Below are 18,361 nucleotides of genomic sequence, written 5' to 3'. Positions count from 1 at the left end.
GTGACGCCCTCGCCGCATTCCACCACGACGCCCGCGCCCTCGTGGCCCAGGATCGACGGGAACAGGCCCTCGGGGTCCGCGCCCGAGCGGGTGAATTCGTCGGTGTGGCAGATGCCGGTGGCCTTGATCTCCACCAAAACCTCGCCCGCCTTCGGGCCCTCGAGGTTCACTTCCATGATCTCGAGCGGCTTGCCCGCCTCCATCGCGACCGCTGCACGGGTTTTCATGGATGTCCTCCCAATCGTCGACGCACGTCTGGCGGTGCCTTCGGTGTCGACTATGGGCGGCGCTCCGCGCTCCGAACAACGCCGACCTTGGTGGGTATCGCCCGGAATGGACTCGTGTTTTCGCCTGTCACATAGTCGCGCAGGAGAGGGAGGACCCCATGACCGGCACGTTCATTCGCGCCGCCCTGCTGGCGGCAGTCGCGGCGTCTCCGGCGCTGGCGAACGATTACACCGACCCCACCTGGCCATGCATCCAGCGCAAGGTGAAGCAGCTCTCGCCCGGCCTGATGTGGCCGATCGACCCGGCGACCGTTGACCCCGAAATGTCCGAGGATACCGCGCGCGCCGCGCGCGAGCTGGCGGCGACGCTGGCCCTGCGCCGCGTTGATCTTGAAACCGCCGAGGCACGCGTGGCCGAGTTCACGCAGGCGCACGGCACCGACAGCATGGTGCTGGCCTCGGTGTTCCTCGACGTGTTCGATACGCTCAGCACCCGGAGGCAGGCGGTCATGGGCGGGATCGAGGATTACTCGCTGGGCCAGATCGAGCTGTCCGAACGCATCGACGGCGCGCGCTCCGAGATGGACACGGCGATGGAGGCCGAGGACCCGGACTTCGACCGGGTTGACGAGCTGGAAGAGCAGATCGCCTGGGATGAACGCATCTACACCGACCGCCAGCGGACGCTGCAATACGTCTGCGAGACGCCCGTTCTGATCGAGAAGCGGCTGTTCGCGCTGGCGCAGATGCTGCAAGGCGCGGCCGGCGGCTGAAGCGCGCGCGTCACTCCCACTCCAGCTCGGTGAAGGCGACGGTGGCGTTGCGGGCGTTGTAGGCATCGAACAGCGCCCACGCCTCGCGCTCGTCCTCGGCGATGACCTCCACCGCGTCACCAAGGCGCATCCCGGCATCCAGCGCCGCTCGGGTGTCGGCCGCCAGCGTGTCCAGATAGCGCACCAGCGGCTCCGCACCTTCGGGCCACGGCAGGCGCGCCGCGCCGTGGCCGGGCACGACGCCCGCCGCTTCGGTGGCCTGCAGGTCCTCCAGAACCGATTGCCAGCCCCGGAGAGAGCCATCGAGGGCGGGCGTGTGCCGGTCGAACACCAGATCGCCCGCGAAAAGGATGCCGGTCTCCTCGTCACGCACAGTCACGTCGGTTCCGGTATGCGCCGCCGGCCACGCGGTCACCGTGAGTACACGGCCCCCAAGGTCGATCCGGGTGCTGTCTTCCACCTCGTCGTCCACAGCCGGCACGTCCGACCCGAGGAACGCGGCAGGCCCGATCAACCGCGCGAAACTGTCGAGGTAGCTCTCCCGCCGCTCCGACATGGCGCGACCGAGGCCCGCATGACCTACTACCTCGGCGCCCGCGAACACGAAAGGACCGGCCCCCAGCACGTGATCGGGGTGCATGTGGGTCAGGACGAGGTGCGACACAGGCAGATCGGTGCGCGCCCGGATCGCGCGCCATAGTCCTTCGCCCACCGCGCGGGAGCCGCCCGCGTCGATCACCGCCACCGAGGCTCCGCCGATCACGAAGCCCATGTTCGACACGTCGCCGAGATTGCCCGGAGCGGGCTCCTCTATCGCGCCCGAGTGGACGAACACGCCCGGGGCGATTTCCTCGACCTCCAGCGCCGCGGCCGCCTCGCGGCACGTCGCCTCGCCCGGTGCGGCCAGCGGCGCGAACCGGGCCGGATCGGGGGGCGCGGCGGCCAGAGCCTCGGCGCAGGAGGCCCGGCTCTCGGCCTCGTAACCCGGCAGAAGGGTGTCGCGGCAGGTTCCGGCGTCGAGCGTCAGGCACAGGGTCAATACGGCTTCGAACATGGCGGATCCTCCCGGGGTCAGTTCATCCGCGCGCGGGGTCGTGATCCACACCGACCATAAGCGGCCTAGGGGATTCGCGCCTCGTCTGGCATGATAGCGGGGCATTCCATGCGAGGAGGAGAAGCATGGCCCGATATCTTCTGACCGCCGCGGCGCTTCTGGCGCTCGGCGCATCTCCGCTCTGGGCCGAGGAGCCCGAGAACCCCCTCGAGCCAAGCGAGACCTGGAGCGAACTGCAATACGACGTGGTCGGTGACGCCGAGATCGGGGAGGCGGGCGACCTGTTCACGGTCGACGCGCCCTACCGCGCCCACGACGCCGCCACCGTCCCGGTGACCATCACCCAGACGAACCCCGACACGCCGATCACCGGCGCCACCGTGGTCATCGACGAGAACCCCGCCCCGGTGGCGGCCGAGTTCGAGTTTTCAACTGCGATGGCGCCGCTCGACTTCGAGATGCGCGTGCGGGTGAACCAGTATTCCAACGTGCGGGTGCTGGCCGAGACGCCGGATGGCCTGCGCATGGCGGGCCGGTTCGTGAAGGCTTCGGGCGGCTGTTCGGCGCCCGCATCGCGCGATCCGGAGCTTGCGCTCGCCTCTGCCGGCCAGATGAAGCTGCGCCAGTTCGGCGAGACCGGCGGCGCTGCCATGTCGACGCCCCGCCGCGAGGCGCAGATCATGATCCGCCATCCGAACTACTCGGGGCTTCAGCGCGACCAGATCACCCAGCTGTTCATCCCGGCGCACTTCATCGACGAGCTCGAGGTGATGCAGGGCGACGATCTTCTGTTCTCGATGACCGGGGGCATCTCGATCAGCGAGAACCCGGTGTTCCGCTTCAGCTACGCCGACAACGGATCGGAAACCCTGCGCGTGCGCGCCCACGACACCGAGGGCAACGTCTACGAGCAGGAGCTGTCAAAGAGCGCCGAGAGCTGAGCTGACCGGCCGGGCGCGGCTCAGAACCAGCGCCCGACCGCGATCAGGTCGCAGGACGGCGTCACCGCGTCCGATCCGGTAAGATCGTGGGAATGAACCTCCACGCCCGACGTGCTGCGCGCGGCGACGGTCAGGACCCTCGGCGCGCTGCCCGATATCGGCGTCGCCGTGACCGAGGGCGTCGCGGCGAAGGCCTTAGGGAAAGTCCAAGCGGCTCCGGCGCCGCCGACGGTCGCGAACCCTGTCACGTGACAGATCTGCGTGCCATCCGCGAAGCGGGTGTAGGTGCCCGAGCCGGTCTCGCCGCTCTCGATCGCGGCGCCGGTGGGGGTGCCGCCGTCTTCCGACACCGCGCCGACGAGCGTTGCGGGGCCGTAGCCGTAGTCCGCTCGCATGAGCTTGCCCGGGTGGCATCGTCGGGCGCGGCCTGCACCGCGGCGCCGCTGGCCCGGCCCGTGCCCGCGTCGATAAGAAGCGCGGTGGTCCACGCGCTGCCACCCGCCGAGACCTTGATCGACCAGTGATTGCTGCCCGCCAGACCCATCTCGGCGCGTCCGGTCCAGTCGGTCTGGAACAACACCGACGCCGTGGACGCGCCCCCGGCCTTGTTGATCTTGAGCCTATGGTCGCCGCCGTCATGGGTCAGAAGCGTCGCCTCGCCCCCCACCGCCAGCGGGTTGTCCGCATCGGCGCTCGCGTTCACGCCGAGCCGGCCTGCGGTCGCGGCCCCGAGGCCGATCCCGCGCCACGCGCCCTCTGTCCAGACCCGCGCCTCCCCGCCCTCGGTCACGGCGAGCCAGCCGTCGCGGGGGGCGATGAACAGCCACGCGCCATCGGTGAAGCAGGCGATGCGGTCGTCCTGCCCCGCCCAGTCGCCGGTCGGGCCCGCTCCCAGCGCGTGGGTCTCTCCCTCCTGCGGCGTCTCGGGCGGCGTCGTTGCCGCGAAGCCGCGCACGCTCAGCCGCGCGAGGATGTCGAGCCGGGTGAGCGCCTCGTTGACGGTCACATGCTTCTGCGCCTGCGCGGGCGCGAGATAGGGCAGATCGAGGATCGGGGAGGTATCGGACATGGGGCTCATCCCTCTGGCTGACGTCGCGCCGAGGCTGACCCCCACGGCATGAAGGGATGCCGAACCGGGCGCGCGTTGCGCGGTCCCGCGCCGCGGCCCCGGACACCTCGGCGCTTGGGCTTTCCGTCGCACGGCAAGGCGTGTAAGGGGAGGCCGACCCGCTCGGAACCCGTGCCAAACCGCGAGACGCAATGCTCGAGATCGAAAAGACCGCCCTGCCCGACGTTCTGATCCTGACGCCGCGCCGCTTTGGCGACGACCGCGGCTTCTTCAGCGAAAGCTGGAACCGCAAGCGCATGGCAGAGGCCGGGATCGATATCGACTTCGTGCAGGACAACCACTCGCTCTCGGCCAAGGTCGGCACGGTCCGCGGCCTGCACTTCCAGGCGCCGCCGATGGCGCAGGACAAGCTGGTGCGCTGCGGACGCGGACGGCTCTACGACGTGGCGGTGGACGTCCGGCGCGGCTCGCCCACCTACGGCCGGTGGGTCGGGGTGGAGCTGAGCTTCGAGAACGGCCGTCAGCTGCTGGTGCCCAAGGGCTTCCTGCATGGCTTCGTCACCCGCGAGCCCGACACCGAGATCGTCTACAAGTGTTCGGACTACTACAGCCCTGAATGCGATGGCGCCGTGCGCTGGAACGATGCCAATATCGGCATCGACTGGGGCATTTCCGAAAGCGACGCGATCCTGTCCGACAAGGACGCGGTCGCGCAGTCCCTCGCCGACTTCGACAGCCCCTTCGTCTACGACGGGGCGCAGTGACGGGCCGGCCATGCGCGACGCGACCCTTACCTTTCCCGATCTTGCCGCCGCGCCGGGCCTGAGCGCCGCGCGGCCTGCCAGGAGGTTTCCATGAAACTGCTCGTGACCGGCGGCGCCGGATTCATCGGCTCGGCGGTCGTGCGCCAGGCCATTCGCGACGGCCACGAGGTCGTCAACGTCGACGCTCTGACCTATGCCGCCTGCCTCGACAACGTGGCCGAGGTCGCCGAGGCGCCCGGCTACGCCTTCGAGCAGGCCGACATCCGCGACCGTGCCGCGCTCGACCGCATCTTCGCCGCGCACGCGCCCGACGCGGTGATGCACCTTGCCGCCGAAAGCCACGTGGACCGCTCCATCGACGGGCCGGGCACCTTCATCGAGACCAACGTCATGGGCACCTTCCACCTGCTCGAGGCCGCCCGCGCCTACTGGCAGGACAAGGGCCGCCCCGAAAGCTTCCGCTTTCATCACATCTCGACCGACGAGGTCTACGGCTCGCTCGGCCCGAATCCCGAGACCGACGGCCAATTCACAGAGGACACGCCCTACGATCCGCGCTCGCCCTACTCGGCGTCCAAGGCGTCGTCCGATCACCTCGTCCGCGCGTGGCACGAGACCTACGGCCTGCCGGTGGTGCTGACCAACTGCTCGAACAATTACGGCCCGTTCCACTTCCCCGAGAAGCTGGTGCCGGTGGTGATCCTGCGCGCCCTCGCCGGCGCGCCGATCCCGGTCTACGGCAAGGGCGAGAACGTCCGCGACTGGCTCTATGTGGAGGATCACGCCGACGCGCTGCTGACCGTGGTGCAGAAGGGCGAGATCGGCCGCAGCTACAACATCGGCGGTGAGAACGAAGCCCAGAACATCGAGCTGGTGCGCACCATCTGCGCCATCCTCGACGAGAAGCGGCCCGGCAACGCCGCCTATGCCGAACAGATCACCTTTGTCGACGACCGCCCCGGCCACGACCTGCGCTACGCCATCGACCCGACCCGTATCAGCGAAGAGCTGGGATGGCGCCCGTCCGTGACGCTCGAGCAGGGGCTGGAGAAGACCGTGCAATGGTATCTCGACAACGAGGACTGGTGGCGCGCGCTTCAGGATCGCGAGGGCGTGGGCCAGCGTCTCGGCAAGGCGGGCTGAAGCCCGGTCGTCCCGCAACAGGCACCATTCGGAGGGTGACATGACCATTCTGGTCTTCGGACAAAGCGGACAGGTGGCCACCGAGCTTGCGCGCCACGGCGGCGACCGCGTGGACTGTGCGGGCCGCGACCGCGCCGACCTGACCGACCCCGCCGCCTGCGCCGCGCTGATCGCGTCGTGCGACTGGGAGGCGGTCATCAACGCCGCCGCGTGGACGGCCGTGGACGCCGCCGAAGAGCACGAGGACGAGGCCCGCGTGGTCAACGCCGACGCGCCTGCCGCGATGGCCCATGCCTGCGCGCAGCAGGGCGTGCCCTTCGTGCACATCTCGACGGACTACGTCTTTGACGGCAGCGGCAGCGACCCCTTCCCGGTCGACGCGCCGGTGGCACCGCTGGGCGCCTACGGCCGCTCCAAGCTTGCCGGCGAAGAAGGCGTGCGCGCGGCGGACGGACCCCACGCGATCCTGCGCACCTCCTGGGTGGTCTCGGCCCACGGCAAGAACTTCGTGAAGACGATGCTGCGTCTCGGCGCCGAACGCGACCGGCTGACCATCGTGTCGGATCAGGTGGGCGGGCCCACGCCCGCCGCCGACATCGCGCGGGCCTGCCTGACCATCGCCGACGCGCTGGCGTCGAACCCGGACACCTCCGGCACCTACCATTTCTCGGCCGGGCCGGACGTCAGCTGGGCCGACTTCGCCCGCGAGATCTTTGCCCAGGCGGGACTCTCGCCCGAAGTCGTGGACATCCCCAGCTCGGACTTCCCGACCCCCGCCGCGCGGCCGGCGAATTCGCGCATGGACAATTCCGCGACCGAGGCCGCCTTCGGCATCGCGCGGCCCGACTGGCGCACCGGCCTGTCGGACATCCTCACCGAACTCGGAGCCAAGGCATGACCCAACGCAAAGGCATCATTCTCGCGGGCGGTTCCGGCACGCGGCTCTATCCCATCACCATGGGCGTGTCGAAGCAGCTGCTGCCGATCTACGACAAACCGATGATCTACTATCCGCTGTCGGTGCTGATGCTGGCCGGGATCCGCGAGATCTGCCTCATCACCACCCCCGAGGACCAGGAACAGTTCCGCCGTGTCCTCGGGGACGGCAGCCAGTGGGGCGTCTCGCTAGAATATGTGGTCCAGCCTTCGCCCGACGGTCTGGCGCAGGCCTATCTTCTGGCCGAAAGCTTCCTCGCCGGCGCGCCGTCCGCGCTCGTTCTCGGCGACAACATCTTCTACGGCCACTCGTTGCCCGAGCTTCTGTCCGCCGCAAACACGCGCGAGACCGGCGGCACCGTTTTCGGCTACCACGTGGCAGACCCCGAACGCTATGGCGTGGTCACATTCGACGAGGCAGGCCGGGCGACCTCGATCGTCGAGAAGCCCGAGGTGCCGCAGTCGAACTTCGCGGTCACCGGCCTCTACTTCCTCGACGGCACCGCGCCCGAACGCGCCAAGAAGGTGACCCCCTCGGCGCGCGGCGAGCTGGAGATCACCACCCTGCTCGAGATGTATCTCCACGAAGGCGCGCTCGACGTGCAGCGGATGGGTCGTGGCTTCGCATGGCTCGACACCGGCACGCACGAGAGCCTTCTGGACGCGGGCAACTTCGTCCGCACGCTGGAAAAGCGGCAGGGCCAGCAGACCGGCAGCCTCGAGGAAATCGCCTACCACCAGGGCTGGATCGACCGCGCGGCGCTGCTCGACCAGGCGGACAAGTTCAAGAAGAACGATTACGGTCGTTACCTGCGGCGTCTGGCAGCCTCGTAAAGCCGCGTGCAGAGCTCGGCTTCCGGACCGAGCTACGACAGATCAGCCATGTCTGGCTGGGCGACCCACAATTTTGGAAAACAAAGCGACCACGCCGGCGCGGCGCGGCAATGCAGCTTGCACTAGGTCGTGGTCGTGCATCCACCACGTCCTCAGCGCCTCACGTGCCTGCGCATTACCAACGCGCACTCTGCTGCTTCGGGCAGGATTGACCGGTGTATCGCGTGGAACCGGCACCTGATTTGCCCCCGCATGATTCGCCAGCCACGCTGCGACCGCGGCCTGCTCGCGCGCGCTTGCGACGAACGCGAAGCCGCGCAGGGACTCCAACGCCTCGGACACGTGAGCCTCCGACACGGCGTGCCGGCGCTCCAGCCGCACCGGCACGGTCATCCTGACCTGCAGATTGTCGAACAGCTGGATGTCCCCGGCTTCGGTCAACCGGTCGCGCATTCGCGCCACGCTTTTGGCATCGTCGATCTCAACCTCCGCCAGCGCATCCACGACCCGGATATGGCGAGCAGGTAGGCGATCGCGCGTGCCCGGGTCGATGCCGTGGTTGAAGCGATCCATCCAGTTCAAATGCGACACAAGCCTTTCCCAAGGATCGCGCAAAACAGTAGCCGCAGGATAGGTTTTGTTTAGCCCCGATGCGAGCCAGTCGCTGAACGCGATGTGCCCCGATACGGCGTCCGCATGTATGAGTGCCCGCCGACCGAACCGTATTTCGTTGAACCAACTTTCGGCATGCACCAACGCAGCCTCCCCCCAAATCGATTGAATCACCGCATTTTGCGCCGAACCAGAAGTCTTGGGAATGTGAAGAAAGAAAAGGGGAGGATGGTCTCCCACGCGCTCGAAGACAGGGCCGTGCGCCGTCATGTGGTGCTCCGTATGGGTCCGCGTACCTCTTGATGAACGCAAATGACTTCGAGAAGCTTGTCACGCCGCAGTCGAGACCTGCCAGCCGCGCCGACTTGTCCAGGGTGGCAATCCCGCTTAGTCAGAATATTCTCCCCTCAGCTGAAGGCAGAGACGGCGAGATGGTCGAGCAGACACTCCAACCACATCCCGAGGATCGCGACCCAGAGGGATGCCATCGAATTACCATACTCATGGCGGTCTACAATGGCGGCGCGCACCTGGCCGAGCAACTCGACAGCCTCGCCGCGCAAACCCATGGCAACTGGCGGCTGGTGGCGAGCGACGACGGCTCGGCCGACAACAGCCGGTCGGTGCTCGATGCCTTCGCCGCGGACCACGACGTCGAGACCGTCGACGGCCCGCGTGCCGGCGCGTCCGAGAACTTCATGAGCCTTCTACGCCGGGTGGGCGCCGCGTCGGACGGGGACCCGGGATGGCTCGCCTTTGCCGACCAGGACGACATCTGGCTTGAGGACAAGCTTGCCCGGAGCGTCGCGGCGCTGGCCGGGATCGATCCGGATACGCCGGCTCTTTTCTGCAGCCGGAGCTGGATCGCCGATGCCGACGCCAAGCCCCTGCGACCCTCTCCGACGCGGCCCCGGCCGCTGGGGTTCCGCAACGCGCTGGTGCAGAACGTGGTCGCGGGCAATACCATCGTGGTCACGCCGGCGGCCGCGCGGATGCTCTGCGCCGCCGCGGCAGAGGCCGGGCCGGTGGTGATCCACGACTGGTGGGTCTACCAGGTGATGTCGGGCGCCGGGGCCGTCCTGATCCATGACGACACGCCGACCCTGCACTACCGGCAGCACGGCGCGAACGAGATCGGTGCCAACGACAGTGCGCGCGAGCGGGCGCGGCGGATCGGGATGATCCTGAACGGCCGCTACCGCACGTGGAACGAGACCAACATCTCCGCACTCCGACGGTCTTCGGCACGCCTCCTCCCCGAAAATCGCGAGCGGTTGGAGCGGTTCGCCGAGATGCGTCGGGCACCCCTGCCCCTGCGGCTGTGGAAGCTGGGGCGGCTGCACCTTTACCGCCAGAGCACCATGTCGACCGTCGCTTTGTGGGTGGCGGCGCTGCTCCACAGGCTCTGAGCGCGCCGCGACCGAGCTGCGGGTGCGGTGGGCCACCGGCGAGGAGACGGTCGTCGCGGGGCCTCTCCAGGCCGGCGCGCTCTACACGGTGTCGCGTGCGGCGCAGTGAGCCCGATCGGCACAACCCGGCACGTTCGACGCCACGCGGATTGACCTTCCGCGCAGCGTCGGCCACACCCCAGCGCAACTTGCGATGACGGAGAGCCCCCCATGAAGATCGCGATGATCGGTACCGGCTATGTCGGCCTCGTGTCTGGCGTATGTTTCTCGGACTTCGGCCACGAGGTTGTCTGCGTGGACAACAACCCGGCCAAGGTCGAGATGCTCGAGCGCGGCGAGCTGCCGATCTACGAGCCGGGGCTCGACACGCTCATGGCCAAGAACGTCGAGGCCGGTCGCCTGACCTTCACCGGAGACCTCGCGGCGGCCATCGACGGCGCGGACGCGGTCTTCATCGCGGTCGGCACACCGACACGCCGCGGCGACGGCCACGCGGACCTGACCTACGTCATGGCCGCGGCCGAGCAGATCGCCAAGGCCGCCAAGCATCACGTCGTCATCGTCACGAAATCGACCGTTCCCGTGGGCACCAACCGGCAGGTGCGCGAGACCGTGTCGGCGGCGAACCCGGACCTGGATTTCGACGTCGCCTCGAACCCCGAGTTCCTGCGCGAGGGCGCGGCGATCGACGACTTCATGAAGCCGGACCGCGTTGTCGTCGGCGTCGAGACCGACCGCGCCGCCAAGGTGATGGAAGAGATCTACCGCCCGCTCTACCTGCGCGACTTCCCGATCGTGACCACCGACCTCGAGTCGGCCGAGATGATCAAGTACGCGGCCAACGCCTTCCTCGCGACGAAGATCACCTTCATCAACGAGATCGCGTCGCTGTGCGAAAAGGTCGGCGCCGACGTCAAGGAAGTGTCCAAGGGCATGGGCCTCGACGGCCGGATCGGAAAGACGTTCCTGCACGCGGGGCCGGGCTACGGCGGATCGTGCTTCCCCAAGGACACCAAGGCGCTGGCCCGGATCGGCCAGGATCACGCCAGCCCGATGCAGATCGTGGAGTCGGTCATCAAGGTGAACGAAGAGGTCAAGCGCCGCATGGTGGACAAGCTGCTCGACCTCTGCGGCGGTAGCTTCAACGGCAAGACCGTCGCCGTGCTGGGCGTGACCTTCAAGCCCAACACCGACGACATGCGCGACGCCCCGTCGCTGACCATCGTGCCGGCCCTCGTCGGCGGCGGCGCGAAGGTCCGCGTCACGGACCCGCAGGGCAAGCGCGAGGGCGAGGCCCTGCTGCCGGGCGTCGAGTGGCACGACGACCCCTACGCCGCCACGTCCGAGGCCGACCTGCTGGTCCTGCTGACCGAGTGGAACGAGTTCCGCGCGCTCGACCTGTCGCGGATCGCCGGGAGCATGCGAGGAAAGCGGATGGCCGATTTGCGCAACGTCTACACCCTCGAGGATGCCAAGGCGGCCGGGTTCACGGAATACGACAGCATCGGACGGGTCGGAACCGGCGGCTGACCCGACCGCAACGCGCCGCTCGCTTGTGTCCCGTGGCGGCGCGCTTTAGGGACAGTTCATCAGCGACAGGCGGCACCGGGCGTCTATGACACAGCCAATTCTCGTCGTGATGGCCGTCTTCCGGCCGTCCGAAGATCACCTCGAACAGCAGATGGCCTCGATCGCCCGGCAGACCGGCGCGTCGCCGCACCTGATCGCCGTGATCGCGGATACCCGCTCGGCCCCCGAGGTCGAGCGCGCGGCCGAGGCCACCGGCCTGCCCGTGACGCTCGTGCACTGCGATACCGAACTCGATTCCGTCCGCGCTTTCGAGGCAGGGCTGATCGAGGCGGTGGACCGTGCCGACGCCGCCGTCGCGGCGGGCGAGCCGGAGCCCCTGATCGCGCTCTCGGACCAGGACGATATCTGGCACGACGACCGCCTGCTGCGCGGGATAGAGGCCCTGTCGGACGGCACGGCGCAGATGGCCCACGGCGATGCCCGGCTGGTGGACGGCGACGGCAGCACGGTCCTGCACCAGTCGATGTTCCGCTTCGAGCGGCGCATCAAGCAGCCGCGCCTGCGCGGTCTTCTCTACCGCAACAACATCACCGGGATGACGCTGCTCATGCGGCCCCGGGTCGCCCGCGTGGCCCTGCCGTTCCCGCGTCAGGCCGGAGTTCACTACTATCACGACCTCTGGCTCGGCCTGATCGCCGAAGCGACCGGCGGGGTGCGATATGTCGACCGGCCACTGGTCGATTACCGCCAGCACGGCGGCAACGTCATGGGCGCGATCGACCGGCAATCCGGCTGGCTCAAGTCCCGCGGCGGGCGCAAGCTTCCCGACGTGGCATGGCTTCGGCGCGAAGCCGCGTCCTATGCGCTGGCCCGTTTCCTCGCGCAGTCCGTTCGCAATCGCCTGCAGGATGCCGAGTTCGACGGGCGCCTGCCGTCCGGCACCGCGAAAACGCGTGGGCTGAAGCCCTACCTGCGCGGCACGCTCGGATCGGAGACGCATGTCTGGGACGCGCTGACGCTGGCGCTGCGCGGGCATCTCGCGCTGGCCCGGATCGCCGCGGGCTTTGCCGTGGTCAGCGCCGGGCGCGTGGGCTGGACCCTGCAGCAGGCGCTTGGCCCTGCGCGCGACCGCGCCATCGACGATTTCGACCGCCGGCTTTACTCGATGTCGCCCGGAGTCAGTCCCGAGCCCGCGAAAAGCGCCGAGCCCAAGAAGCTGACCGCGCACAATTACGAGGGGCAGGTCGACGCGCGCAAGGAACCGAAGTGGACGCCCGAATTCACCGCGGACGGCCCGTCGCTGACCGTGCTGGTGCCGACGCTAAACCCGTCCGAGATCTTCGCGGGTATCGCCACCGCCGTCGATATCGGCCTCGGTCTCGCACAGCGCGGCATCCCCGTACGCTTCGTCGCCACCGACCTTCCGGTGTCGTCGGCAGCCGCTTCGCGCGGGTTCCTGCTGCGGCGGATGAAGACGGGCGCGGGCAGCTCCGCCGGCGCGCACATCTCGGTGCATTGCGGGCAGACGCAAGAAACGATCCCGGCCCATGCCGACGACCTCTACCTCGCCACCGCGTGGTGGACGGCCCACGGCGCCGAGAAGCTGATCCGACGCCACGGCATGACGCAGCCGCGCTTCTACTACCTGATCCAGGACTTCGAGCCGAACTTCTACCCGTGGGGACCCGAGTTCGCGGACGCCTGTGCCAGCTACACGTTCGACTTCGAGCCGATCTTCAACACCGCGCTCCTGCGGGACTTCTTCGCCGACCAGGGCTTCGACTTCGCGACACCCGACAGCCTCGCCTTCCGCCCGTCCATCGACGTGACGCGCTATGCCGAGGCGCCGCGCACCGCTGGCGGAGAGGGACCCCGGCGGCTGGCGCTCTACGGCCGGCCCGAAGTGGCGCGCAACATGTACGGCACGGCGGTCGAGGCGCTTGCCCGCTTCGTGACCGAGCGCAATCTTGGCCCCGCAGACGTGAAAATCGTGTCCATCGGCCTGCCCCATCCGCCGCTCAGCCTGCCGAACGGCCTGACGCTCGAGAGCCTCGGCAAGCTGCCGTGGGAGGATTACCCCGGCTATCTCGCGGGCAGTGATCTCGGATTGTCGCTGATGTACTCGCCGCACCCGTCGCACCCGCCGATCGAGATGGCCGCGTCGGGGATGCGCGTGGTCACGAATGGCTTCGGTCCCAAGGACCTGAGCCGCCTCAGCAAGGCGATCCTCTCCGCCGAGCCCGAGGCGCGGGCGATCGCCGACGCGCTGTCGCGGGCATGGGACATGCCGCCGGTCACGGATGACGAGCGGCGGATCGACCTCGCCTCGCTCGGTGCCTCGATGGACGAGACCATCGACCGGCTCGCCGTGAACATCGCCCCGCTGCTGAGACGCGACGCCGCATGAACCGCCGCATCATCCTTCACGTGGGGTCGCCCAAGTGCGGCTCCACCTTCCTGCAGCGCGTCATGCACAAGAACGCCGATACGCTGTTGGCCCACGGCATCCGGTATCCCGCACCGCCCGAGGCGCATCCCGGCAATGCCGGCGACCTCAAGACTATCGACCGCGACCGCTACGAGGCGATGTTCGCTGACGACGTGCACACCGTGGTGCTGAGCCATGAAGACCTTTATTCCAAGGCGCGCACCGCCGACGCGCTGGTCGGACTGGCGCAGCCCGAGGGGACCGAGATCCAGGTGGTGGCGTTCCTGCGGCCGTTCTCGGACTTCCTGTTCGGCGACTACTCGCAACTGATGAAGCAGAACTTCGACCGCTACCTGCAGGCGCGCCGGCCCTATGACGGGATGACCTTCCGCGATCTGATCGACCGTCGCGTGGACAAGCTCGACCCGGCCCGGTTCCTCAGCAACTGGCAGGCGCGTGTAAAGGCCCCGCCGGTGCACGTCGCGGGGCATCGCGACATCCGCCCGGTGATGGAGGGCCTGCTCGGCGCGGACATGGACCTCGACTGGACGGTCGAGCGGCATACGACCAACCCGTCCCTGCGGATGGAGGATTGCGACCGCATCGCCGAGGCCATGCGCCGCCCCGACGTTTCGGATGAGACCATCAAGCAGATGTTTATAGCGGCGTTCCACCGCACGGGCCGCCCCGATTCCGGGCGCAACGCCGCGCGGCGCAGGGTGATCGAAGGCCTGTTCGAGGATCAGAACGCGGCCATCGAGGCACGCTTCGGCTACGACAACCGGCTCCCGCCCGAAAAGCTCTGAGCGCGGCGCAAAGGGCGTTCAGACTGCGCCGCGCATCATCCGCTGGTGCAGCTTGATCGCGTGGTCGACGTCGTCGTAGAGCGTCAGTTTTCCGCCATCCAGAATGCAGGCCATGTCGGCCATCTGCTTCACCTTGCCCATGGCGTGCGTGACCATGATCGCGCCCGAGGTCTTCATGCGCTCGGAGAACAAAGCGTCCGACTTGGCAACGAAGGCGGCGTCGCCCACCGCTGTCACCTCGTCCACGAGGTAGGTGTCGAAATGGATGCCCATCGATACCCCGAAGGCGAGACGCGACCGCATCCCCGACGAGTAGGTGCGGATCGGCAGGTAGAAGTGCTGACCGAGCTCGGCGAATTCCTTGACGAACTCCGTCAGCTCGTCGGTATCGACGCCGTAGACCCGCGCGATGAACCGGATGTTCTGCAGCGCGGTCAGCTCCGGGTGGAAGCTGCCCGCGAACCCCACCGGCCACGAGATCGTGCCGGTCGCGTTGATCTGGCCCTCGTCGGGCTCCATCGCGCCCGATATCATTCGCAGGAGGGTGGACTTGCCGGCCCCGTTGCGCCCCAGGATGGCAACGGTGCGCCCGGAGGGGAACACCGCCGAGATGTTGTCGGCCACGGTCTTGCGGCGGCCGTTCAGGACATAAGTCTTCGAGACGTTGCGCAGCTCGATCATCGCGGCCTCCTCTCGCCCGGCGCCGGGATCAGCGCCGGTCGCGCAGCGAGTAGAAGATCATCGTGCCGATGGTCCATGTCACCAGAAGGAACGCGAAGATCATTCCGAGGAGGACCCCGCGGCGCGGGAATTCCGCGGTCTCGGCCAGCGTCGGGTCCACGTAGCTCGCGAGGTAACGGGACTGCCGCTGCGCCTCTGCCAGAGCCGCGTCGCGGGCCGCCCGCGCCGAGAGATAGGCGCGCTCGGCGAATTCCTGGTCGGCGGCCAGCGCCTCGAACTCCTCGAGAAGACGCGAATACGATTGCTCCCCGCCCTCGGCGGTCGCTGCTTCGCTGTCCGATTGCGCCAGCTGAGACTTCTCCGAACTGATCTGGCTGCGGATCGCCTCGACCCGGCGGTCGATATCCGCGAGACGCGGGTCCGAGGAATTGCTGTCGAGGATCTGGCGCCGTTCGACCAGCGCCTCTGCAAGACGCTGTTGCAGCGCGTTGACCACACCCATCTGGTTCTGGATATCGGCCTGCGGGTCGATGATGCCGGTCCGGTTGCGGAAGGCCGTGGTCTGCTGCCGGGCCTCGCGCAGGCGGTCCTCCGATCTCGTCAGCTCTTCCTCGGCATAGCGCATGGCGTCGGCCCGCGCGATGGTCGAGAGCTGGTTGATCATCTGGCTGGACTGGTCGAAGATCTCGCTCGCGATGCGCTGCGCATCCTCGGCTTCGAAGGCGAGGACACGAACCTCGATCAGGCCGCTGCCTCGGTCGTAGAAGACGCTGACCATGTTCTGCCAGTAGTTCCACAGCGCCTCGATCCGCGCGTCCTCACCCAGGGTGAAGATGGGATCGCCGGGGCGCGCGTAGACGTCGCGCAGCGGAATCTCCTCGTTGATCGCCCGGACCATCTGCTGGCTCTGGATGTATTCGAAAAGAATGTCGGTGTCCGACGAGGACGAGCCCGAAAGCTCGGTGATCCCGCCGAGAAGCTCCACCGCCGAGCCGATTTCCTCGGTCCGGACGGAAAAGCCCACGCGGCTGGCATACTGGTCCTTGGCGATGGTGTAGAGGTAGCCCCCCGCCAGCGCCGCAGGCACGATGACCCACAGCACGAAAGACAGAAGAAGAAGGTAGTGACGCGGCTTGGCGCGCGCCGCCGACGGGCGCGGCGCCTGGACTGCCGCAGCCTGGGCGCCGCCACCGGGTGCCGTCTGGTCGGGCTGGGCCGCCGGCCCGGTATTCGCCGTCGGCGTACCGTCGGCCGAAGTTGCCCCGGCAGCGCGGTTCATCTGCGATCTCCTGGCCTTGAGAAACGTGGGCAGGTCTTCGCGCTCCGAGTCGCGGCGCGCCTGTTTGGGCTGTTCCAAGGGTGCCCCCACCATACCGTATGGGATGCGACCGGAGCCCCGGTCGCGGATTGGTCTCTTCCCTAGCACCGCCCGGCGAGCTATGCCAGAGACCAGCCATGACGGACGCATCGCTTCCCCCCCTGCCGCAGACCCCCGCGCGACCGCCGCGCCGCCGCTTCGCCACGGCACGCGTCGTAGCGGCCCTGATGCTGCGCGAGATGTCGACGACCTACGGGCGCTCGGCCATGGGATACATCTGGGCGATCCTCGAGCCGGTCGCGGGCATTCTCCTGCTTACCGCGATCTTCTCGCTGGGGTTCAGAAGTCCGCCGATTGGTACGAACTTCGCGATCTTTTTCGCTTCGGGCATCCTTCCCTTCATGGCGTTCAAAGATATCGACGCCAAAGTTACCCAGTCACAGCGCTTTTCAAGGCAATTGCTCGAATACCCAGGGGTGACGTTCCTCGACACGATCATTGCGCGGGTTTTACTAAATACACTCACACAAGCCCTGATCCTGTTCGTGGTTCTGACCGGAATCATTCAACTGTATGATCTCGACATGATTTTGGACGTACCGAAGATCGCGACGGCTTTCGTGCTCGCGATCTTCTTGGCTATCGGGATCGGCACTCTCAACTCTTATTTCGTCACGCTCTATCCCGTGTGGGAACGGATCTGGGCGATCCTGACGCGGCCACTCATGCTGATCTCTTGCGTCATCTTTATCTATGACGCCGTACCCATGCCCTACCGTGACTGGCTTTGGTGGAACCCGATTGTTCATGTCGTTGGGCGTTCCCGCGACGGGGTCTTCTCGACGTATGACGCCTCCTACGTATCGGACCTTTACGTACTGACAGTTGCGCTGGTGTCGACTGCCGTGGGACTGATCCTCCTGCGCCGGTATCACCGCGAGATGACGAACATCTGATCGACGGACGAACGCATGGGCTGGCGCGGCTATATCGACGACGACCGCAAGGCGGTGTTCTTCTGGTCGCAGAAGGCCGCCTGCACCACGCTGTTCCGGGTGCTGGCGGACAACATGGCCGAACCGCCCGAGAAGAAGAAGCACTTCCACACCGAGAGCGTGCCTTACTGGCGCTGCCGGCCGAAGATCGACGACGAAGGCTACCGCGCGGTGATCCTCGTCCGGCACCCGACGCTGCGCGCGATCAGTGCCTACTTCAACAAGTTCGTCATCTATCGCGGCAAGCCCCTGAAGCGCCGCGCCGACCTCGAGAGTTTCTCGCAGGATTTGCACGACCGCTATGTCACTCGGACCGGCGCGGACCCTCAGGCCAACACGATGACGTTCGAGGATTATCTCGACACGGTCGAAGCGCTCATGGCCAACCGGCCGCGTCCCGGTCATCCGGTGAACGGCCACTGGGACACGCAGGCACCCGAGGCGCTGATCCGGGATCCGGACTTCGGCTACGACCACATCGTTCGGGTCGAGCACTTCGCCCGCGACATGCGCGGGGTGGGCCGCGCGCTTGGTCTCAAGGTGAAGCCGAAGCGCGAGAATCCCACAGAGGTGTCCGGCCATGGCAGCTATCTCGGGGCGGTGCCGGCCCGCGAGGTGGCGGAATACCCGTTCGGCTACGCGGATTTCCTGTCCGCGCGGAACCTCGAGCAGATCGCCCGGATCTACGCCATCGACTTCGAGGCGTTCGGCTACGATCCCGACCCGCGCAGGCCCGGCGGACCGCTGGCGCCGAAACCGGCCGGATTGGGCGACCGGCTGAAGGCCCTGCTCGGCAGATAAGCCCGCAAGCGAGCGCCCGCTGCTCGAGCATCCGCAAGAA

General features: G+C 67.6%; 19 protein-coding genes. 12 read left to right on the top strand and 7 right to left on the bottom strand.

Annotated elements, in window-relative coordinates:
- The coding region (locus tag BMX29_RS15790) for an alcohol dehydrogenase catalytic domain-containing protein (RefSeq protein ID WP_175471091.1) at positions 1–227 on the bottom strand (227 nt) is incomplete at its 3' end.
- Positions 228–385: 158 nt separating this feature from the next.
- Here BMX29_RS15790 and BMX29_RS15785 point away from each other — a divergent pair.
- Positions 386–1,000, top strand: coding sequence for a hypothetical protein (locus tag BMX29_RS15785; protein WP_092814685.1), 615 nt, complete (start codon positions 386–388; stop codon positions 998–1,000).
- A 10-nt stretch (positions 1,001–1,010) separates the two neighbouring features.
- Here BMX29_RS15785 and BMX29_RS15780 read toward each other — a convergent pair whose 3' ends face one another.
- The gene (locus BMX29_RS15780; RefSeq protein ID WP_092814682.1) at positions 1,011–2,054 is read right to left on the bottom strand and encodes a quinoprotein relay system zinc metallohydrolase 2; all 1,044 of its coding nucleotides are present in this window, start codon (positions 2,052–2,054) and stop codon (positions 1,011–1,013) included.
- A gap of 125 nt (positions 2,055–2,179) precedes the next feature.
- Between BMX29_RS15780 and BMX29_RS15775 the strand changes: the two genes are divergently transcribed.
- A complete protein-coding gene (locus BMX29_RS15775) occupies positions 2,180–2,995 on the top strand; it encodes a quinoprotein dehydrogenase-associated SoxYZ-like carrier (RefSeq protein ID WP_092814679.1) in 816 nt (271 codons plus the stop codon).
- Between the two features lie 20 nt (positions 2,996–3,015).
- On the opposite strand, the gene BMX29_RS15770 is transcribed toward BMX29_RS15775, so the two are convergent.
- Together BMX29_RS15770 and BMX29_RS15765 are read right to left on the bottom strand one after the other, a co-directional pair.
- Positions 3,016–3,243, bottom strand: coding sequence for a hypothetical protein (locus tag BMX29_RS15770; protein ID WP_092814677.1), 228 nt, complete (start codon positions 3,241–3,243; stop codon positions 3,016–3,018).
- Positions 3,240–4,064: a DUF2793 domain-containing protein gene (locus BMX29_RS15765; protein ID WP_175471212.1), complete on the bottom strand. Its 825-nt coding sequence runs from the start codon at positions 4,062–4,064 to the stop codon at positions 3,240–3,242. Before BMX29_RS15765 ends, BMX29_RS15770 begins: the two co-directional genes overlap by 4 nt.
- A gap of 191 nt (positions 4,065–4,255) precedes the next feature.
- Here BMX29_RS15765 and rfbC point away from each other — a divergent pair, with 191 nt between their 5' ends.
- The 4 genes from rfbC (at position 4,256) to rfbA (ending at position 7,741) form a co-directional block, all read left to right on the top strand.
- Positions 4,256–4,828, top strand: a complete 573-nt coding sequence (gene rfbC, locus BMX29_RS15760) for a dTDP-4-dehydrorhamnose 3,5-epimerase (RefSeq protein WP_092814671.1) — start codon at positions 4,256–4,258, stop codon at positions 4,826–4,828.
- Between the two features lie 90 nt (positions 4,829–4,918).
- Complete coding sequence (gene rfbB / locus BMX29_RS15755; protein ID WP_092814668.1) at positions 4,919–5,971, top strand: dTDP-glucose 4,6-dehydratase; 1,053 nt, start codon at positions 4,919–4,921, stop codon at positions 5,969–5,971.
- 40 nt (positions 5,972–6,011) lie between these two features.
- Positions 6,012–6,869: a dTDP-4-dehydrorhamnose reductase gene (gene rfbD / locus BMX29_RS15750; RefSeq protein ID WP_092814665.1), complete on the top strand. Its 858-nt coding sequence runs from the start codon at positions 6,012–6,014 to the stop codon at positions 6,867–6,869.
- Positions 6,866–7,741, top strand: a complete 876-nt coding sequence (gene rfbA / locus BMX29_RS15745) for a glucose-1-phosphate thymidylyltransferase RfbA (RefSeq protein WP_092814662.1) — start codon at positions 6,866–6,868, stop codon at positions 7,739–7,741. Before rfbD ends, rfbA begins: the two co-directional genes overlap by 4 nt.
- A 42-nt stretch (positions 7,742–7,783) precedes the next feature.
- Here the strand turns inward: rfbA and BMX29_RS15740 are convergent, their stop codons facing one another.
- Complete coding sequence (locus BMX29_RS15740; RefSeq protein WP_092814659.1) at positions 7,784–8,623, bottom strand: hypothetical protein; 840 nt, start codon at positions 8,621–8,623, stop codon at positions 7,784–7,786.
- 161 nt (positions 8,624–8,784) lie between these two features.
- On the opposite strand from BMX29_RS15740, the gene BMX29_RS15735 reads away from it, so the two are divergent.
- The 4 genes from BMX29_RS15735 (at position 8,785) to BMX29_RS15720 (ending at position 14,526) form a co-directional block, all read left to right on the top strand.
- Entirely contained in the window at positions 8,785–9,762 is a 978-nt protein-coding gene (locus tag BMX29_RS15735) for a glycosyltransferase (RefSeq protein ID WP_092814656.1), read from the top strand.
- Positions 9,763–9,972: 210 nt separating this feature from the next.
- Entirely contained in the window at positions 9,973–11,292 is a 1,320-nt protein-coding gene (locus BMX29_RS15730) for a UDP-glucose dehydrogenase family protein (RefSeq protein ID WP_092814653.1), read from the top strand.
- Positions 11,293–11,377: 85 nt separating this feature from the next.
- A complete protein-coding gene (locus BMX29_RS15725; RefSeq protein WP_244889262.1) occupies positions 11,378–13,699 on the top strand; it encodes a rhamnosyltransferase WsaF family glycosyltransferase in 2,322 nt (773 codons plus the stop codon).
- Positions 13,696–14,526: a hypothetical protein gene (locus BMX29_RS15720; protein WP_092814651.1), complete on the top strand. Its 831-nt coding sequence runs from the start codon at positions 13,696–13,698 to the stop codon at positions 14,524–14,526. Before BMX29_RS15725 ends, BMX29_RS15720 begins: the two co-directional genes overlap by 4 nt.
- Before the next feature lie 18 nt (positions 14,527–14,544).
- Here BMX29_RS15720 and BMX29_RS15715 read toward each other — a convergent pair whose 3' ends face one another.
- Together BMX29_RS15715 and BMX29_RS15710 are read right to left on the bottom strand one after the other, a co-directional pair.
- The gene (locus BMX29_RS15715; RefSeq protein ID WP_043844057.1) at positions 14,545–15,207 is read right to left on the bottom strand and encodes an ABC transporter ATP-binding protein; all 663 of its coding nucleotides are present in this window, start codon (positions 15,205–15,207) and stop codon (positions 14,545–14,547) included.
- Between the two features lie 28 nt (positions 15,208–15,235).
- Positions 15,236–16,486, bottom strand: a complete 1,251-nt coding sequence (locus BMX29_RS15710) for a KpsE/RkpR family capsule polysaccharide export protein (RefSeq protein WP_240092839.1) — start codon at positions 16,484–16,486, stop codon at positions 15,236–15,238.
- A 176-nt stretch (positions 16,487–16,662) separates the two neighbouring features.
- Here BMX29_RS15710 and BMX29_RS15705 point away from each other — a divergent pair, with 176 nt between their 5' ends.
- Positions 16,663–17,481, top strand: coding sequence for an ABC transporter permease (locus BMX29_RS15705; RefSeq protein ID WP_092814648.1), 819 nt, complete (start codon positions 16,663–16,665; stop codon positions 17,479–17,481).
- A gap of 15 nt (positions 17,482–17,496) precedes the next feature.
- On the top strand, positions 17,497–18,321 hold the full coding sequence (locus tag BMX29_RS15700; protein WP_092814646.1) for a sulfotransferase family 2 domain-containing protein: 825 nt from the start codon (positions 17,497–17,499) through the stop codon (positions 18,319–18,321).
- Positions 18,322–18,361: the final 40 nt, after the last annotated feature.

The sequence above is a fragment of the Roseivivax marinus genome, from assembly GCF_900109705.1.
Classification (GTDB): domain Bacteria; phylum Pseudomonadota; class Alphaproteobacteria; order Rhodobacterales; family Rhodobacteraceae; genus Roseivivax; species Roseivivax marinus.
The sequence above is the reverse complement of the archived record's forward strand: the minus strand, read 5'-3'. Positions and strand labels throughout refer to the sequence as shown.

What these genes read in the sequence shown, in the direction of transcription:
- BMX29_RS15705 (WP_092814648.1), top strand. Translation starts at nt 16,663, where the DNA reads ATGACGGACGCATCGCTTCCCCCCCTGCCGCAGACCCCCGCGCGACCG.
- BMX29_RS15730 (WP_092814653.1), top strand. Translation starts at nt 9,973, where the DNA reads ATGAAGATCGCGATGATCGGTACCGGCTATGTCGGCCTCGTGTCTGGC.
- rfbC (WP_092814671.1), top strand. Translation starts at nt 4,256, where the DNA reads ATGCTCGAGATCGAAAAGACCGCCCTGCCCGACGTTCTGATCCTGACG.
- BMX29_RS15775 (WP_092814679.1), top strand. Translation starts at nt 2,180, where the DNA reads ATGGCCCGATATCTTCTGACCGCCGCGGCGCTTCTGGCGCTCGGCGCA.
- BMX29_RS15740 (WP_092814659.1), bottom strand. Translation starts at nt 8,623, where the DNA reads ATGACGGCGCACGGCCCTGTCTTCGAGCGCGTGGGAGACCATCCTCCC.
- rfbD (WP_092814665.1), top strand. Translation starts at nt 6,012, where the DNA reads ATGACCATTCTGGTCTTCGGACAAAGCGGACAGGTGGCCACCGAGCTT.
- BMX29_RS15700 (WP_092814646.1), top strand. Translation starts at nt 17,497, where the DNA reads ATGGGCTGGCGCGGCTATATCGACGACGACCGCAAGGCGGTGTTCTTC.
- BMX29_RS15720 (WP_092814651.1), top strand. Translation starts at nt 13,696, where the DNA reads ATGAACCGCCGCATCATCCTTCACGTGGGGTCGCCCAAGTGCGGCTCC.
- BMX29_RS15785 (WP_092814685.1), top strand. Translation starts at nt 386, where the DNA reads ATGACCGGCACGTTCATTCGCGCCGCCCTGCTGGCGGCAGTCGCGGCG.
- BMX29_RS15715 (WP_043844057.1), bottom strand. Translation starts at nt 15,207, where the DNA reads ATGATCGAGCTGCGCAACGTCTCGAAGACTTATGTCCTGAACGGCCGC.
- BMX29_RS15765 (WP_175471212.1), bottom strand. Translation starts at nt 4,064, where the DNA reads ATGTCCGATACCTCCCCGATCCTCGATCTGCCCTATCTCGCGCCCGCG.
- rfbB (WP_092814668.1), top strand. Translation starts at nt 4,919, where the DNA reads ATGAAACTGCTCGTGACCGGCGGCGCCGGATTCATCGGCTCGGCGGTC.
- BMX29_RS15780 (WP_092814682.1), bottom strand. Translation starts at nt 2,054, where the DNA reads ATGTTCGAAGCCGTATTGACCCTGTGCCTGACGCTCGACGCCGGAACC.
- BMX29_RS15710 (WP_240092839.1), bottom strand. Translation starts at nt 16,486, where the DNA reads ATGAACCGCGCTGCCGGGGCAACTTCGGCCGACGGTACGCCGACGGCG.
- BMX29_RS15725 (WP_244889262.1), top strand. Translation starts at nt 11,378, where the DNA reads ATGACACAGCCAATTCTCGTCGTGATGGCCGTCTTCCGGCCGTCCGAA.
- rfbA (WP_092814662.1), top strand. Translation starts at nt 6,866, where the DNA reads ATGACCCAACGCAAAGGCATCATTCTCGCGGGCGGTTCCGGCACGCGG.
- BMX29_RS15735 (WP_092814656.1), top strand. Translation starts at nt 8,785, where the DNA reads ATGGTCGAGCAGACACTCCAACCACATCCCGAGGATCGCGACCCAGAG.